This is a genomic window from Streptomyces sp. NPDC015171, from assembly GCF_043079545.1.
Lineage (GTDB): Bacteria > Actinomycetota > Actinomycetes > Streptomycetales > Streptomycetaceae > Streptomyces.
In genome coordinates, this window is the sequence record NZ_JBIBUO010000008.1 from 203365 (window position 1) to 217174 (window position 13810).

A 13810-nucleotide genomic window follows, 5' to 3' on the forward strand; every position below is an offset into this window, starting at 1 on the left:
CCCGGCGGCGCCGGGCGGTTGCTCGCTCTCAGCCGGAGACGGCGGCCATGGCCGGTTCCGGTTGCGGCACCGGGGCGGCCTTCGGTTCCCACAGTCTGGTGGTCCGTGCGTAGAGGTAGATCACCGAGGCCATCGCCAGAATGACCAGCGGTCCGAACACCCACGGATGGTGTGCCATCGGCAGCGACAGGTAGCGGTACGACAGCAGGAGCGCGGTGAAGACCGTGGCGCCGTAGGCGACCAGTTGGGTCCCCGACTGGTCCCAGCCCCGGGCGAGCGAGCGCAGCGCCGCCTCGATCGTGAGGGTGAACACCACACCGGCGACGATGTCGGCGCCGTAGTGGTAGCCGAATCCCAGTGTCGCCCCGAGGGTGGCGATCAGCCAGAACGTGCCCGCGTAGCGCAGAGCGCGGGGTCCCTTGCGGGAGTGGATGAATATCGCGGTGGCCCACGCCGTGTGCAGGCTGGGCATGCAATTGCGGGGGGTGATCTCGTCGAACGGGATCGAGTGCGGCGCGATGACCGGGGTCGGGGTGTCGGGCCACAGGTCGGCCGTCGCCCAGTGCCCGCCGTCGGCGCCGTAGGCGAAGATCGGTCCGACCACCGGGAAGATCATGTAAATGGCCGGCCCGAGGAGGCCGATCACCAGAAACGTGCGGACCAGGTGGTGGTCGGGGAAGCGACGCTCGACCGCCACGTTGCGCAACTGGTACAGGGCGACGGCGACCGCGGCCACCGCGAGCTGGATGTAGACGTAGTCGAGGACATGGGCGCCGACCGTGCCGGTGGCCTCGACGATGCGCCCGGCCAGCCACGACGGGTTGCCCAGCGCGTGATCGGCGGTCGCCACGTACGGGTCGAGCACCGTCGGGCGGGTCTTGGAGGTGATGAGCAGCCAGGTGTCGCCGGTCTTGCGGCCGGCCACCAGCAGCAGTCCCAGCCCGACGCCCTTCAGCAGCAGGACTCGTTCCCGGCCCGTGCGGCGCGTGACCGCGAGGACCGCGCAGCCGAGGAGCACCCACAGGGCGCCGTTGCCGAAGAAGTGGCCGTGCGACACCTCAGCGCCGACCGCCCACCGCACCAGCAGGAAGACGACGTCGATGCCTATCGCGACACCTGCCGCGATCAGGCGTTGCCGCCAGGTGAGCACCACCATCATCAAGGCCATGCTGGCGTAGAGCAGCGGCCCGGACTTGGGGGCGAATATCACCTCTTTTGCCTGATTGGTGATGGGCCCCGGCTGGCCGTAATGGCGAGCGGCGATCTCCAGCATGATGAGGAACCCGAGGGCCACCACGCCTGCCGCCGTCCACAGTATGACCCGTGGCCGACGCCACGCGGTGGACTTGATTCTGTTGTTTATTCGCGAAGAATCGCGCGACGGTATAGGTATCAAGTGATCGGCCGATGTGTTTGAATTTTGTTGAATTTTAAGGTGAACGGGTCACTCTTCACGCCGGACGCATGTTCTTCCGGTGGCGGACAGGTGATCGTAGCGTGCCGTTAGTTGGATCATGCTAGCGGAGTGCCGTGAGCGGATTCCGCCGAGTTCGACAGGAGTGTCTGCTCGACGAGGCCGGCCACGGCCGGGTCGTTGACCTGGGTCAGGCGGTGCCCGCGGGCCGCCGGCTCACGGGTGGTCGCGTGTGCTTCCGCCGACCGCGGCGCGCGCCCGCCGCGCCTACGGGACGTCCGGCGCTGCGGCCTCCAGATCGGCGACACTGCCCGACATGATCGTCCGCACATGCTCGGTGATGTGCTCCGCCGGCCAGTCCCACCAGGCCACGGCCAGCAGCCGGGCGATGTCCTCGTCGTCGTAGCGGGTGCGGATGAGGCGGGCGGGATTGCCTCCGACGATGCCGTAGTCGGGCACGTCACGGGTGACCACGGCGCCGGCGGCGATGACCGCGCCGTGTCCGATCCGTACGCCGGGCATGATCGTCGTGCCGTGGCCGAACCAGACGTCGTTGCCGACGACGGTGTCGCCTCTGTTCGGGAGTCCGGCGAGCAGGTCGAAGTGGTCGGCCCAGGAACCGCCCATGGTGGGGAACGGAAAGGTCGACGGGCCGTCCATCCGGTGGTTGGCGCCGTTCATGATGAACCGCACGCCCGTGCCCAGCGCGCAGAACTTGCCGATGACGAGTTTCTCGGGCCCGTAGTGATAGAGCACATTGCGCGTCTCGAACGCGGTCGGGTCGTCCGGGTCGTCGTAGTACGAGTACGCGCCGACCTCGATCAGCGGGGATCTCACCAGCGGTTCGAGCAGCACCACCCGCGGTTGTCCGGGCATGGGATGGAGGACCGTGGGGTCGGCGGGCACAGGCATGACGAACGTTTCCTCCGAGGCCGGGGGAGAGTGACCGACCCATGATCGCGCCACGGAGCCGTCCCGGACACCGGTTTACCGCCCGCACGCGCGCCGGGGCCGCCGGCACCCGCCCGGCCCCGGCCGGCACCCGCCCCGGACCCGGCAGGCTTCCGCGTCGCCGCCCACCGGGTCCGGTCCCGAGCCGCCTCGCTAACGCATCGGGCCGCACTCGTCGACCAGCACCGTGGGTTCCGACAGGAAGACATCCTGGCCGACCGGGCCGTAGGCGATGTTGAACGTGTCGAGCCAGTACGACCAGCCGCGTATACCCAGGGCGCTGGAGAACCGGTAGTTCAACTGCCATCGGACCCACTGGCCCGGCCGCAGTCGAACCGCCGGGGGCCTGCGCGGTCGGGGCGGCACCGCGAACAGCGGCTCCACGCGGGCGTGCACCCGGAGCCGGTCGCCTTCCTCGCGCAGGCTGACGCCGGTATCGCGGAGGCTTTTCCGTGTCGCGCGCGGCGCGAACCCCTCATGCTCGGACATGCGGACGAAGTGGGCGAAACGGGAGGAGGTGTCGGGCAGCATGAAGCCCAGCGGCGCCGTGTTCCGGCGAGCGGCGGCCTCCCCGCCCCGTGACTCCTTCGTCCAGGACGTCTTGACCCACTGCACCGTGATCTCCACCGCACCTGTCCTTCCCTCCCCGCGAGCCTACGAGGTTTCCCGCGCGTGCTCAGGCGGCGGTGCCGCCGGGCTCCGTGCGGCCGAGGGTGCGGTCGAAGACGGTCAGCAGGAGGTAGAGCACACCGGCGCCGAGCATGACCCAGGCGAGCCGGTGCATGCCGGCCGTGTCGGCGCGCTGCCCGAAGGACGCGGCGGTCGCGGAGGAGGCGACCATCGAGCCGACGTAGGCGAAGGTGCGCAGCAGCCCGGCCGAGGAGGCGGTGCGCTCGGGGTCGGCCTGGAAGTAGACGGAGTTCTGCAGGGCCAGGTTGTTCAGCCCCTGCGGGACGCCGAAGACCAGGGCGACGAGGAGCAGCGTCCACAGGGGGCTCTTCCCGGTGAGCGTCAGCATCACCAGGCACGCGACGATCTGTCCGGCCGCGCCGACGAGCAACTTCCCGCGTACGCCCGTACGCCGCCCGGAGACGATCGATACACCGATCGCCAGCAGGAACATGGGGATCTGCACCAGCCCGGCGTGGAAGGGTGTCAGCGCGTACCCCTCCTCGGTCCACTGGCTGAAGCCGTAGAGGAAGGAGTAGGCGACGACGTAGGCGACGAGCGCGCGTGCGTAGGTGGCGAGGAGCGGGGTGTTGCCGCCGAGTACCCGCAGGTCGATGAAGGGCGTGGCGGCCCGCAGCTCCCGAGCGGCGAACGCGGTTCCCGCGACGGCGACGATCACCAGCAAGTACCAGTCCCGCAGGCGCAGGTCCATCAGGAACAGCAGCAGTGCGACGAGCGTCGCCGCGAACAGGCCCATCCCGGGCAGGTCGATCCGGGCGGCCAGGCCGGCACGCCGTGGGGCCCCGTCCGTGCCGGTCGGCTCGGGCAGCCGCCACAGCCCCAGCAGTAGGGCGGCGACCGCCAGCGGCACGTTCAGCGCGAAGGTGGCACGCCAGCCGCCCACCGCGATCAGCAGGCCGCCCAGCAGCGGGCCGATGACGGCGATGGTCTGGTTGGCCACCGCCAGTGCGGTCAGCATCCCGCCGGGGCTGTCCCGTCCGGTGCGCTTGGCCTCGCTGCGCAGCAGTGCCATCGCGGAGGGGTAGCCGGCACAGGTGCCGAACCCGAGCAGGACGCGGGCCGCGATCAGCACGCCCAGGTTCGGCGCCAGGGTGCCGACCACGCCGGCGGCTCCGACCAGGGCGGTGCTCAGCAGGAAGAGCCTGCGCGGTCCGAAGACATCGATGAGCCGGCCCATGACCGGCTGCCCCAGCGCGGTGGCCAGGTAGAGGGCGGAGACCAGCCACGCGGTCTCCGAGACCGGCGTGCCCAGGGCGTTGCCGATGGGCACGAGGGCCACGGAGATGATCGTCGAGTTGATCGGGTTCAGGACCGAACCCAGCATCATCGGCGGCAGCAGCCGCCGGTCGAAGCCCGGCTCGCCCCTCTCCGGTATCGCGCCGGTCGTGGAGTCAGTCACGGGTCAGCCGCTCCAGTACGGTCATGGCGGCGATCACGGCTTGGCGTTCGTCCTCCGTGCACCTGTCCTGCAACTGTCCGGCGAGCCATTCCGTCCGGGCCTGCCGCCCCTCCTCCACCCGGCGGCCGCCCTCCGGGGTCAGCGTGATCAGCAGCCGCCGCCCGTCGCCCGGGTCGGGGCTCCGCTCCACCAGTCCCAGCGCGGCGAGCGAGGCGACCGTCGCCGTGATCGACTGGTGCCGCACCCCTTCGGCGGCGGCCAGCTCACTGGCCGTGACGCTTCCCCGGTCGGACAAACGGGCCAGCAAGGAAGCCTGACTCAACGTGATGTCCTCGACCTCGGAGGCGCTCAGGATCCGGCGCCGCAGGCGGCTGATGACCGCACGGACCTCGCGCGAGGCCCGCACCGCCGACGGCGACAGGCTCGGGTTGTCACTCATGCCGTCGACGCTAACTTCTACAGTCTTACCTGTCCAGTTTTGCCTGTACAGCATGGACTGTATGAATGCCCGCCGCTTCGCGGGTACGGCTCCACGCCGCCGCTGACGCATCGCCAGACCGCGAGACGCACGCGCCGTACCTGCCGCCCGTACTCCGCAACCGGGGCCTCGCGTGCAGCAGCGCTTCGCGGCCATGACACCGTGGCGTATCCGGGGTACTCCCCGGTACTCCCGATGCGCCACGACCGCGGAGCACCGCCACGAATGCGAGAGGGCAGATGACTCAAGCACACGAGTCGACGAGCGAGTCAGCCGAAGTCCGCCGGTTCTGGCAGCGGCTGGGGCTGCCGGGGCTGGTCGACGTCCACACCCACTTCATGCCCGAGCGCGTGCTGCGCAAGGTCTGGAGCTACTTCGACTCGTTCGGCCCCGCGGAAGAGGCCCCCGTGTGGCCCATCACCTACCGCACCGAGGAAGCCGAACGACTCGCCGTCATCAGGGATTTCGGCGTCCGCGCCTTCACATCCATGCTCTATCCGCACAAGGCGGGCATGGCCGAGTGGCTCAACGGCTGGGCCGCGGACTTCGCGCACCGGACCCCCGACTGCCTGCACACCGCGACCCTCTTCCCCGAGGCGGGAGTCGAGTCCTACGTCCGGCGGGCGGTGGAGGCGGGCGCGCGGGTCTTCAAAGCGCATGTCCAGGTGGGGGCGTACGACCCGGCCGACGAGGCACTCGACCCCGTCTGGGGGCTGCTGGCCGAGGCGGGGATCCCCGTCGTGATCCACTGCGGCTCGGGACCCGTGCCCGGCAAGCACACCGGACCCGAACCGGTCGGCCGCGTACTCGCCCGGCACCCCCGGCTGCGGCTGATCATCGCTCACATGGGGATGCCCGAGCACGAGGACTTCCTCGACCTCGCCGAGCGGTACGACGAGGTGCGGCTCGACACGACGATGGTCTTCACCGACTTCGCCGAACGGCTCGCACCGTTCCCGCGGCGCGCACTGCCCCGTCTGGCCGGCCTCGGTGACCGGATCCTCCTCGGCAGCGACTTCCCCAACATCCCCTATCCGTACGTCCATCAGCTGGAGGCCCTGGAGCGTCTTGAACTCGGCGACGAGTGGCTGCGACACGTCTGCCACGACAACGCGGCCCGCCTGTTCCGGCTGTGACCCCGGCGTCGGTTCCCCGCACCCCGTTGCCGTGCCCGGTACCGCCGACCAATCATGGCTGTCATGGAACGACCGAGTCAGATCATCGAGTGCGGCGACTTCGTCCTGCGACGCTGGCGAGGGCAGCGGGACTTCGCTTCGGCGTTCACACTGATCGAGGAATCCCTCGGCCATCTGCGTCCGTGGATGCCGTGGGTCGCGGAGCACGGTGAGAGGAACACGCGGGACTTCCTCGCGAAGGCCGAGTCGAGATGGGCGGCGGGGGAGGCGTACAACTACGCCATCACCAGGGGCGGTACGCCCATAGGCATGTGCCAGGCCTACCGCTGGGCCGAACCGCCGGGGTGGCGGCTGGGGTACTGGCTGCACCCCGCCGCCGTCGGACAGGGCATCGCCACGAGAGCGACAGAAGCCATGGCCGCCGAGATGTTCGCCCTGCCGGACGTGGAGTACGTGGAAATCACGCACGACCTGTCCAACACCTCCAGCCGTGGGGTTCCGCACCGGTTGGGCTTCACCGAAGTGGGGCGCGAGCAGGTTCCGCCCGCCGAAGCCGCCTCGGGCAGCGGCATAGAAGTGATCTGGCGCCTGAACCGCCCCGTGCCTGCTCCCCACGGCACTTGCGCTCCCTGAACGCCGGGACCGACCGGCTGTAGCCTCGGCCCCATGAGCTGGCTTCCCGATGACTTCGTTCATCCCGAGTACGTGCCCGTGCCCGACACCGCGCTTCACCTGCGGCCGATCAGGGAGGCGGACACCGCGATCGACTACCCCGCCGTGATGGGCTCCCGAGAGCGCCTGTGGGAGATCTTCGGCCCCGCCTGGGGCTGGCCCGACGCAACGATGACCTACGAAGAGGACCGCGTCGACCTGTTGCGGCACGAGAAGGAGATAGCCGCGCACCAGTCGTTCAACTACGCGCTGCTCGACGAGGGGGAGACGAAGCTCCTCGGCTGCGTGTACGTCGACCCGCCCGAGCGCACGGGCTCCGACGGGGAGGTCTGCTGGTGGGTGGTGGACGACCTCGTCGGCGGCGAGGCGGAGCGCGCGCTCGACGCGCTGGTGCCGCAGTGGATCGCGGCGGCCTGGCCCTTCCGGCAGCCCCGCTATCTGGGCCGCGACATCTCCTGGCAGGACTGGCTTGCGCTGCCGAGCGCCCCGAAGACCGTCTGATCGCCGTGTGAACGCTCCGGCCGGCCCGTCGCCCTCCCGGACGCGGGCCGGCAGGCCGGCCCGGCACCGGCGCCCACCCCCGCCCGGCTCAGCTGCCCGTCCTCCACCTGGGGGATTCCGGGATGCGGTACGTACGCGCTTCCGTACGGTCGGTTTCAAGGCCGGGATGTGCCTTGGCCTGCACGTACAGGAGGTTCGTCATGCGCCGCATCGGCTCCACACTCGCCACACTCGCCGCCGCCGGGCTGCTCACACTCGCCGTTCCCGGCTCGGCCTACGCCGCCAACGGGTACCTGGAGATCAACGGAGTCGTCCACGATCACCCGAAGGGCTGCTACGAGGTCCTCCAACTGTCCACGGTCTTCAACTTCACGGACATACCCGCCCTGGTCCACAACGTCCCGGGCTGCCAGAGCGACTTCGTCCAGATCATCCCTCCCGGCTTGGCGGCGGAGGTGCCCGGAACCCACAGCATCCTCATCCGCTGACGCCTCGGCACCTCGGCGGCCCAGGAACCGGAGGCCTCGCCGTCAGGTGCCGGGGGCGGACACATGGCGGGCCAGCTCGGTCGCCAGGCGCCGCATGACCGTGCGGTTCGCGCGTCGCATGGTGGCGCGGACGGCGGGTGCCAGCAGACGCTCGGCGAGAGGGGCGCGCACCCAGGCGTACGTGAACGAGACGAGGCTGCCCTCGGTCGCCAGCGGTTCGATGGTGTAGGTGCCGTGGGCCAGGCGGCGGCCGGTCGCGCTGACGTTGCGCTCCACGATGCGCCGTGGCGCTTCGGCCTCGACGACCTCGATCGTGATGTCGGTCCTCGTCCCGCCGAGCGCGGCGGTGACCGTCGCGCCGGAACCGATGCCGCGGCCGGGGCCGTTGTAGCGCCAGTCGGACAGGTAGTGGTCGGTGAAGCGCTCGTGGTGGGCGATGACATCGAGGAAGTCGTAGACCTGCTCGGGCGTCTGCGGTACGTCGATCGACACGGTGACAGACTTCATGTACCACACGGTACATGCGGCATGTACCAGTCGGTACACTCGCGGCGTGGTGAATTCCGAGGACGCGGACGGCACGCGAACCGGCGGCGGGGCCGCGCTGATCGCGGAGGGCGACCGGCGTGCCCGACTCGTGGACGCTGCCGTCGACCACGTCGCGGCACACGGCATAGCGGATCTGAGCCTGCGCGGTCTGGGCGCCGCGATCGGCGTCAGTCATCGCATGCTGATCCACTACTTCGGCTCCAAGGAGCAGTTGCTCGTCGAGATCGTGCGGACCTCGGAGCTGCGCCGGCGCGATCTGCTGTCCCGGCTCCGCCTGGACCCCGGCCTCTCACCGGCCGATGCCGCGCGCATGCTGTGGCAGCAGTTGACGGACCCGGCGCTGGCCGGTCAGGAGCGGCTCTTCTTCGAGCTCTGCGGACACGCGCTGCGAGGGCGCCCGGAGGCCGCCCCGTTCCTCGAGGGACTCGTGGCGGACTGGCTGGAGCCGCTCGCTGCCGCCGAGGCGGCAGCGGGAGCGGACCCTGTCGCGGCCCGCAACCGCGCCAGGCTGGGTCTCGCCACCGTCCGCGGTCTGCTGCTCGACCTGCTCGCCACGGGCGACCGCGCCGGCGTCGACGCGGCGATGGAGGAGTTTCTCCGGCTGTTCTACGGTTCGGAGTGAGGCGGCAACTGGTTATGGGCAGACGCGGTGCCGCCGCCCCTCGGAGGCTGACGCGCGCTTCAGCCGGCCGCGGCCTCATGGATCTGTGCGACGTGGCCGGCGTCCAGTTCCATGTGTCTGCCGGTGAAGCGGTCGCGCATACGGCGGTCGTGGGTGACGACGACGACCGCGCCCGGGTAGCCGGCCAGGGCCTGCTCCACTTCCTCGACCAGGGCCGGGGAGAGATGGTTGGTCGGCTCGTCCAGCAGCAGGAGGTCGACGGGTTCACTGACCAGACGGGCCAGGTCGATCCTGCGCCGTTGTCCGTAGGACAGCTCGCCCACCTTCCGGCGTAGGTCGGCGGGGCTGAACAGCCCGAGGGCCAGGAGGCGGTCGATGTGCTCCTGCAAGTCACCTCCGCCTCCGCCTCCGTCTCCGCGGCCGTGGGCGAACGCCTGCGCCACCGTGAGTCCGCCCGGCCACGGTGTCTCCTCCTGCTTCAGGTGCCCCACCCGGCCCCGGGTGCGCACCGTCCCCTCGTCGGGCCGCAGCTCACCCGCCAGCACCCGCATCAGCGTGGTCTTGCCGGCCCCGTTGGGTCCGGTGACCAGCAGTCGGTCCGCGCCGCCGATCCGCAGGGACGGCACATGCAGTCGGTCCTTGACGCGAATGCCGGTGAGGTCCGCCGCGCTCCGCGACGTCTCACCGTCGGCGGTGGACATGCGGGCGGCGAACACCAGTGGTTCGGGCGGTGGCGCCACAGGACGGGCCGTCAGCCGTTCCACGCGCTCCTTCGCGTTGCGGATGCGCACCATCGCGCCGTGCCCACGGCCCCGGGTACGGAAGCCGCCGTGGCCGAACACGGCGAGCGGCAGCTTGCGGGGGATCCCGTCGAGCCGGGCCACGTTCGTGGCGGCCAGCTTCCGGTTGCGCGCCAGCTCCGTGCGCCAGTCGGCGTACTCCCGCAGGCGGCGCCGGCGCTCGGCGGCCTTGCCGGCGAGGTAGCCGCCGTAACCGTCGCCGTACCGCGTCACCTTGCCCTCGGCCACCTCCAGGATCGTGGTGGTGACCCGCTCCAGGAACACCCGGTCATGGGTGACCGCGAGGACCGTGCCGCGATGGGCCCTCAGGTGTGCCTCCAGCCAGGCCACCGCCTGGTCGTCCAGATCGTTGGTCGGCTCGTCCAGCAGGAGCAGCTCCGGCTGGGACGCCAGGGTGGCGGCCAGCGCCAGCCGCGACCGCTCACCGCCCGACAGCGTGCCCAGGGGCCGGTCCCGGGCCAGACCCGGCAGCCCGAGTCCGTGCAGGGCGATGTCGACGCGGGCGTCGGCCTCGTAGCCGGCGCGCGCCTCGTACCGCGCCACCAGGCGGGCGTAGGCGTCCAGCGCGGTGGCGAGTTCCGTCCCTGTCAGGCCGGCGAGCCCGGCCTCGGCATGCCGCATCCGTGCCTCCAGCTCGCGCAGCTCGGCGAGAGCCATGTCCACCGCGTCCTGGACGCTGGACTCGCCGGGCAGGGCCGACGACTGGGCGAGATGGCCGAGGCCGCCGGGCGCGAGCACGGTCAGCTCGCCGTTGTCGGGCCGGTCCTGCCCGGCGATCAGCCGCAGCAGGGTGGATTTCCCGGCACCGTTGTCGCCGATGACGCCGGCCCGCTCGCCCGGCTTGACGCTGAAGGACACGTCATCCAGGACGACGTGGTCGTCGTAGCGGCGGGTGATGTTCTGAAGGGTGAGTTGTGCGGTGAGCATGAAGTCCCCTGTTCTCGGCCAGGCCGTGGGCACGGGCGGATGGACGCGTCCGCGCACGCCGGAGCCACTCCGCGGCACGCAGGACAGGCGGCATCACGGGAGGGGGGAGCGGAAGCGCGGAGGAGAACGTGCGACGGCGGAGCCGAACTCAACGCGGTCGCACGGGGACTGTCACAGAGAACCCATGCGCAGCACGCTAGGCGGGGAAGTCGCATACCCGCAAGCCGTTTTCAACGGCGCCTGCTGCGCCGAGCGGCCTGTGCCCGGAGGAGTAGGGTCGGGTCACATGACGACATGGGGGCTGGTCATAGAGGCGACGGTGGGCACCGGGGACAGCAAGCACATGGAGGCCCATGTGGTCGCGCATGTCACCGGACCGCGTGCGGAGGCGCTCGCCGAGCTGGAACGCCGGGCGCGGAGTTTCTCTCCCGAGCACCCCCGGAGTCCCAGGCGCCGTCGGCTCCTTCGCGAGGGGGACGCGTTCCTGCTGGTCATCGACGGGACATGGCAGTCCTTCGTCACCCGGTTCACGGTGGCGGAGCTGCTGGAGGACTCCGCCGCGCCGGCCGTACCGGAACCCGCGGCGGAGGTGCCGCCCCTCCCCGCCGCCGTACCGGCCGAGCCGGCGGAGGAAGAGGTCGAGCGGTACGCGGACGGAGTGCCGGTCAAGCCGTCGTGGCTGGGGCGCGGCGACCTGCGGTGAGCGGTCCGCGACGAGGGCGGCACACCGCGCGCGTTGACAGCCCGGGCACCGCCGCATCGGTCACCAGGCTCTGAGCGCCGGGGCGGTCACTGCGGCTGTCCGGTGCGGGTGCTGCCACCGAGCGACTGAATTCGCGGGCCCAGCCGCGTGTCCGGAAGGGCCCCGGTGGCGCTCGCGAGGAGGGTGGTCGGTACCGTCACCGTCCGCCGTCGAGGAGGAACCGTGAAGCGTCGCGTCTTCACCGCCTTGGCCGTTGCCCTCGCAGGGCTGATGCTGTCCGCGGGAGGGGCCGCGGCCCGGGACGGGTACGGCGACAGCGAGAGCAACGACTGGAACTTCCCGCTCACCAACATCGGCCTGCTGTGACGCGCGGTTCGGCCCCGGATCCGGGACGAGCCGTGCTGCCTCCCCGCGCATGCCGCGCGGGGAGGCAGGGGGCGGACCGTCTCCGGCCGGCGGCTGTCGTGGAGTTCCTCGCCGCACAGACCGCACCAGGGGGCAGTCGTCCACGTCGGGCGCGAGGGCGTACCCCTCGGCCTCGGTGAGCGGGGCTCAGGAGAGGCGGGCCACTCCCGCGTAGATACCGCTTCCCTCCGGTTCCGCGGACGGGGCGGAGGTGACCCACTCCGTCGCCGTCACCAGGCCGGGCGGCACGAGTTCCAGGTCGTCGAAGAACCGCGCCACCTCGGTCCGGGTCCGGAAGCCGAGCTGGATGCCGCCCTTCGCGTACTCCTCGGTGACCTGCGCGGCGAGCTCGGGATAGAGGTCGGACGCGGCGTGGGACAGCACCAGATAGCTGCCCCGCGGCAGCGTGGCCACCAGGCCCCGGACGATGTCGTGGGCGCCCTGCTCGTCAGTGATGAAGTGCATCAGGGCTATCAGCGACAGTGCGATGGGACGGTCGAAGTCCAGGACCTGCCTGGCGTGCTGGACGATGCCTTCCGGGTTCCTCACGTCGGCCTCGATGTAGTCGGTCGCGCCTTCGGCACGGCTGACCAGCAGGGCCTCGGCATGGCGGAGGACGATGGGATCGTTGTCGGTGTACACGATCTTCGCTGTCGGCAGGATGCCCTGGACGATCTGGTGCAGATTGGGTTCGGTCGGGATCCCCGTGCCTATGTCCAGGAACTGGTCGATGCCCTGTTCGGCGAGCCACGCGGCGGCGCGGTGCATGAACTGACGGTTCTGCCGTGCCGCGTTCTTCGCCTCGGGCGGCAACTGGCTGCCCACCGCCTCGTCGATCGGATAGTTGTCCTTGCCGCCCAGCAGCCAGTCATAGACTCGCGCGGGGTGTGCCCTGCTGGTGTCGATCGGCTGAGGCGGCTGTGAGGCGGTCGTCATCGCAACTCCGTGGCGCTGGTGAAGGGATCAGGCCAGTACGTGATCACTTTACTCGGGTGCGGGGTGCCGTCCGGGGCGGCCCCGCACCCGCAACCGCCGTCCCGGCCGGGCAGGTTGGCCCCGTGTGTCCCTCGGGCCGGGAGTCCGCTCAGCCGCTCGCCCGTGTGGTCGACGGATCGGGGCACTCACCCATGCCTGGGGCGGACACCGTACCGCCGCACCGGTGGCCGAAGCTCTCTCCCGTTCCGTGCGGCTGCTCAAAGCCTCGGTCGACCAGCTCGTCACCGAGGGGCCGATAGGTTAGGTTAGGCAAACCTAAGTGACTTCATTGGTCCTGGAGGATCCGGATGCGCCGTTCCCGTGCCCGTGCCACCGCACCCACAGCCCCTGAGCGCGTCCGCTCGATCCTGGCCGCCGCTCATTCGATGACCGTGGTCTGCGACGGTCTGCAGACCGAAGTCCGCCGCCTCGACGGCACCGGAGCCATGGGGCGCTTCCATCTGCACGCCCCGTCCGAAGAGGTCGAGGTGCCGTCCGGCCCGCGGATCCCGGTCCGGCTGGAACTCACCGACATCGCCCCCGCGCCCGTACGCGACAGGCTGCGCGCCCGCCTCACTCTGACGGGGCTCCTGGGAGAGCCGTACGACCCCCAGGGCACGCAGAGCACCTGCATGGAGTTCGGGCAGGCGGTGCTGGAGGACGCCGATGGGCGCGCGTTCGTGACACTCCAGGAACTGGAGGCGACCGGACTCGACCCCATGGCGACGAGCGAAGCAGGGCTGCTGACCCATCTCATGGACGACCACCGCGAACTCGTTCCCCTGCTCCTGCGGCTCGTACGACCGCTCCCGGACGGCGGAGTGCTGCGCGCGCTGCCGGTGAGCATCGACCGCTACGGCCTGACGCTGCGTCTGGAGTACCCGAGCGGCCACCGCGATGTCCGGATTCCGTTCAAGACGCCCGTGAACCACGTCGACCAATTCGGCATCCAGATGCACGCCCTGGCGTCGGCGGCGCGTCGCCTCTCCCACGCCGGTCATCTGCCGGCCTGATCCGCGGGCCCGCACCGCTCGGTTCGTCCGCAGCCGGCCACTCGCCCCGCCCCACGCCGTAGCGGCAACCGCGAGCCGATGTCCGAC

At 70.7% G+C, this 13810-nt stretch carries 16 protein-coding genes; 8 read left to right on the forward strand and 8 right to left on the reverse strand.

Annotated features, from left to right (window positions below; all coding sequences use genetic code 11):
- Positions 1–28 precede the first annotated feature (28 nt).
- The 5 genes from ACF073_RS22860 to ACF073_RS22880 form a co-directional block, all read right to left on the reverse strand.
- A complete protein-coding gene (locus ACF073_RS22860; RefSeq protein WP_392073155.1) occupies positions 29–1351 on the reverse strand; it encodes a phosphatase PAP2 family protein in 1323 nt (440 codons plus the stop codon).
- Between the two features lie 330 nt (positions 1352–1681).
- Positions 1682–2326 carry a CatB-related O-acetyltransferase gene (locus ACF073_RS22865; protein WP_392072741.1) on the reverse strand — a complete coding sequence of 215 codons (645 nt, stop codon included), beginning with the start codon at positions 2324–2326 and terminating at the stop codon, positions 1682–1684.
- A 192-nt stretch (positions 2327–2518) separates the two neighbouring features.
- Positions 2519–2992, reverse strand: a complete 474-nt coding sequence (locus tag ACF073_RS22870; RefSeq protein WP_392072743.1) for a hypothetical protein — start codon at positions 2990–2992, stop codon at positions 2519–2521.
- Positions 2993–3041: 49 nt separating this feature from the next.
- Positions 3042–4382 (reverse strand): MFS transporter, encoded by a 1341-nt coding sequence (locus tag ACF073_RS22875; protein ID WP_392073158.1) that lies wholly within the window; start codon positions 4380–4382, stop codon positions 3042–3044.
- Between the two features lie 64 nt (positions 4383–4446).
- Positions 4447–4893 carry a MarR family winged helix-turn-helix transcriptional regulator gene (locus ACF073_RS22880; protein WP_392072745.1) on the reverse strand — a complete coding sequence of 149 codons (447 nt, stop codon included), beginning with the start codon at positions 4891–4893 and terminating at the stop codon, positions 4447–4449.
- Between the two features lie 278 nt (positions 4894–5171).
- Here ACF073_RS22880 and ACF073_RS22885 point away from each other — a divergent pair, with 278 nt between their 5' ends.
- From ACF073_RS22885 to ACF073_RS22900, 4 genes are all read left to right on the forward strand, one after another.
- Entirely contained in the window at positions 5172–6068 is an 897-nt protein-coding gene (locus tag ACF073_RS22885) for an amidohydrolase family protein (RefSeq protein WP_392072746.1), read from the forward strand.
- A 63-nt stretch (positions 6069–6131) separates the two neighbouring features.
- Positions 6132–6701: a GNAT family N-acetyltransferase gene (locus tag ACF073_RS22890; protein WP_392072748.1), complete on the forward strand. Its 570-nt coding sequence runs from the start codon at positions 6132–6134 to the stop codon at positions 6699–6701.
- Positions 6702–6734: 33 nt separating this feature from the next.
- Positions 6735–7241: an N-acetyltransferase gene (locus tag ACF073_RS22895; RefSeq protein WP_392072750.1), complete on the forward strand. Its 507-nt coding sequence runs from the start codon at positions 6735–6737 to the stop codon at positions 7239–7241.
- Positions 7242–7441: 200 nt separating this feature from the next.
- Positions 7442–7729, forward strand: coding sequence for a hypothetical protein (locus tag ACF073_RS22900; RefSeq protein ID WP_392072752.1), 288 nt, complete (start codon positions 7442–7444; stop codon positions 7727–7729).
- Between the two features lie 42 nt (positions 7730–7771).
- On the opposite strand, the gene ACF073_RS22905 is transcribed toward ACF073_RS22900, so the two are convergent.
- The gene (locus ACF073_RS22905) at positions 7772–8236 is read right to left on the reverse strand and encodes an SRPBCC family protein (protein ID WP_392072754.1); all 465 of its coding nucleotides are present in this window, start codon (positions 8234–8236) and stop codon (positions 7772–7774) included.
- A 46-nt stretch (positions 8237–8282) separates the two neighbouring features.
- On the opposite strand from ACF073_RS22905, the gene ACF073_RS22910 reads away from it, so the two are divergent.
- Positions 8283–8900 carry a TetR family transcriptional regulator gene (locus ACF073_RS22910; RefSeq protein ID WP_392072756.1) on the forward strand — a complete coding sequence of 206 codons (618 nt, stop codon included), beginning with the start codon at positions 8283–8285 and terminating at the stop codon, positions 8898–8900.
- 59 nt (positions 8901–8959) lie between these two features.
- On the opposite strand, the gene ACF073_RS22915 is transcribed toward ACF073_RS22910, so the two are convergent.
- Positions 8960–10627, reverse strand: coding sequence for a TlrC/CarA/OleB/SrmB family ABC-F type ribosomal protection protein (locus tag ACF073_RS22915; protein ID WP_392072758.1), 1668 nt, complete (start codon positions 10625–10627; stop codon positions 8960–8962).
- A gap of 286 nt (positions 10628–10913) precedes the next feature.
- On the opposite strand from ACF073_RS22915, the gene ACF073_RS22920 reads away from it, so the two are divergent.
- Both ACF073_RS22920 and ACF073_RS22925 read left to right on the forward strand, forming a co-directional pair.
- Positions 10914–11330: a hypothetical protein gene (locus ACF073_RS22920; protein WP_392072760.1), complete on the forward strand. Its 417-nt coding sequence runs from the start codon at positions 10914–10916 to the stop codon at positions 11328–11330.
- 222 nt (positions 11331–11552) lie between these two features.
- On the forward strand, positions 11553–11696 hold the full coding sequence (locus ACF073_RS22925) for a hypothetical protein (RefSeq protein ID WP_392072762.1): 144 nt from the start codon (positions 11553–11555) through the stop codon (positions 11694–11696).
- Positions 11697–11882: 186 nt separating this feature from the next.
- Here ACF073_RS22925 and ACF073_RS22930 read toward each other — a convergent pair whose 3' ends face one another.
- Positions 11883–12671, reverse strand: a complete 789-nt coding sequence (locus ACF073_RS22930) for an SAM-dependent methyltransferase (protein WP_392072764.1) — start codon at positions 12669–12671, stop codon at positions 11883–11885.
- A 347-nt stretch (positions 12672–13018) separates the two neighbouring features.
- Here ACF073_RS22930 and ACF073_RS22935 point away from each other — a divergent pair, with 347 nt between their 5' ends.
- Complete coding sequence (locus tag ACF073_RS22935) at positions 13019–13723, forward strand: DUF2470 domain-containing protein (RefSeq protein ID WP_392072766.1); 705 nt, start codon at positions 13019–13021, stop codon at positions 13721–13723.
- Positions 13724–13810 lie beyond the last annotated feature (87 nt).

Bases quoted from the DNA above. Each gene is read 5' to 3' on its own strand.
- ACF073_RS22890 (WP_392072748.1), top strand. From the start codon at position 6,132: ATGGAACGACCGAGTCAGATCATCGAGTGCGGCGACTTCGTCCTGCGA.
- ACF073_RS22875 (WP_392073158.1), bottom strand. From the start codon at position 4,382: ATGATGCTGGGTTCGGTCCTGAACCCGATCAACTCGACGATCATCTCC.
- ACF073_RS22865 (WP_392072741.1), bottom strand. From the start codon at position 2,326: ATGCCTGTGCCCGCCGACCCCACGGTCCTCCATCCCATGCCCGGACAA.
- ACF073_RS22915 (WP_392072758.1), bottom strand. From the start codon at position 10,627: ATGCTCACCGCACAACTCACCCTTCAGAACATCACCCGCCGCTACGAC.
- ACF073_RS22880 (WP_392072745.1), bottom strand. From the start codon at position 4,893: ATGAGTGACAACCCGAGCCTGTCGCCGTCGGCGGTGCGGGCCTCGCGC.
- ACF073_RS22920 (WP_392072760.1), top strand. From the start codon at position 10,914: ATGACGACATGGGGGCTGGTCATAGAGGCGACGGTGGGCACCGGGGAC.
- ACF073_RS22885 (WP_392072746.1), top strand. From the start codon at position 5,172: ATGACTCAAGCACACGAGTCGACGAGCGAGTCAGCCGAAGTCCGCCGG.
- ACF073_RS22930 (WP_392072764.1), bottom strand. From the start codon at position 12,671: ATGACGACCGCCTCACAGCCGCCTCAGCCGATCGACACCAGCAGGGCA.
- ACF073_RS22935 (WP_392072766.1), top strand. From the start codon at position 13,019: ATGCGCCGTTCCCGTGCCCGTGCCACCGCACCCACAGCCCCTGAGCGC.
- ACF073_RS22905 (WP_392072754.1), bottom strand. From the start codon at position 8,236: ATGAAGTCTGTCACCGTGTCGATCGACGTACCGCAGACGCCCGAGCAG.
- ACF073_RS22900 (WP_392072752.1), top strand. From the start codon at position 7,442: ATGCGCCGCATCGGCTCCACACTCGCCACACTCGCCGCCGCCGGGCTG.
- ACF073_RS22895 (WP_392072750.1), top strand. From the start codon at position 6,735: ATGAGCTGGCTTCCCGATGACTTCGTTCATCCCGAGTACGTGCCCGTG.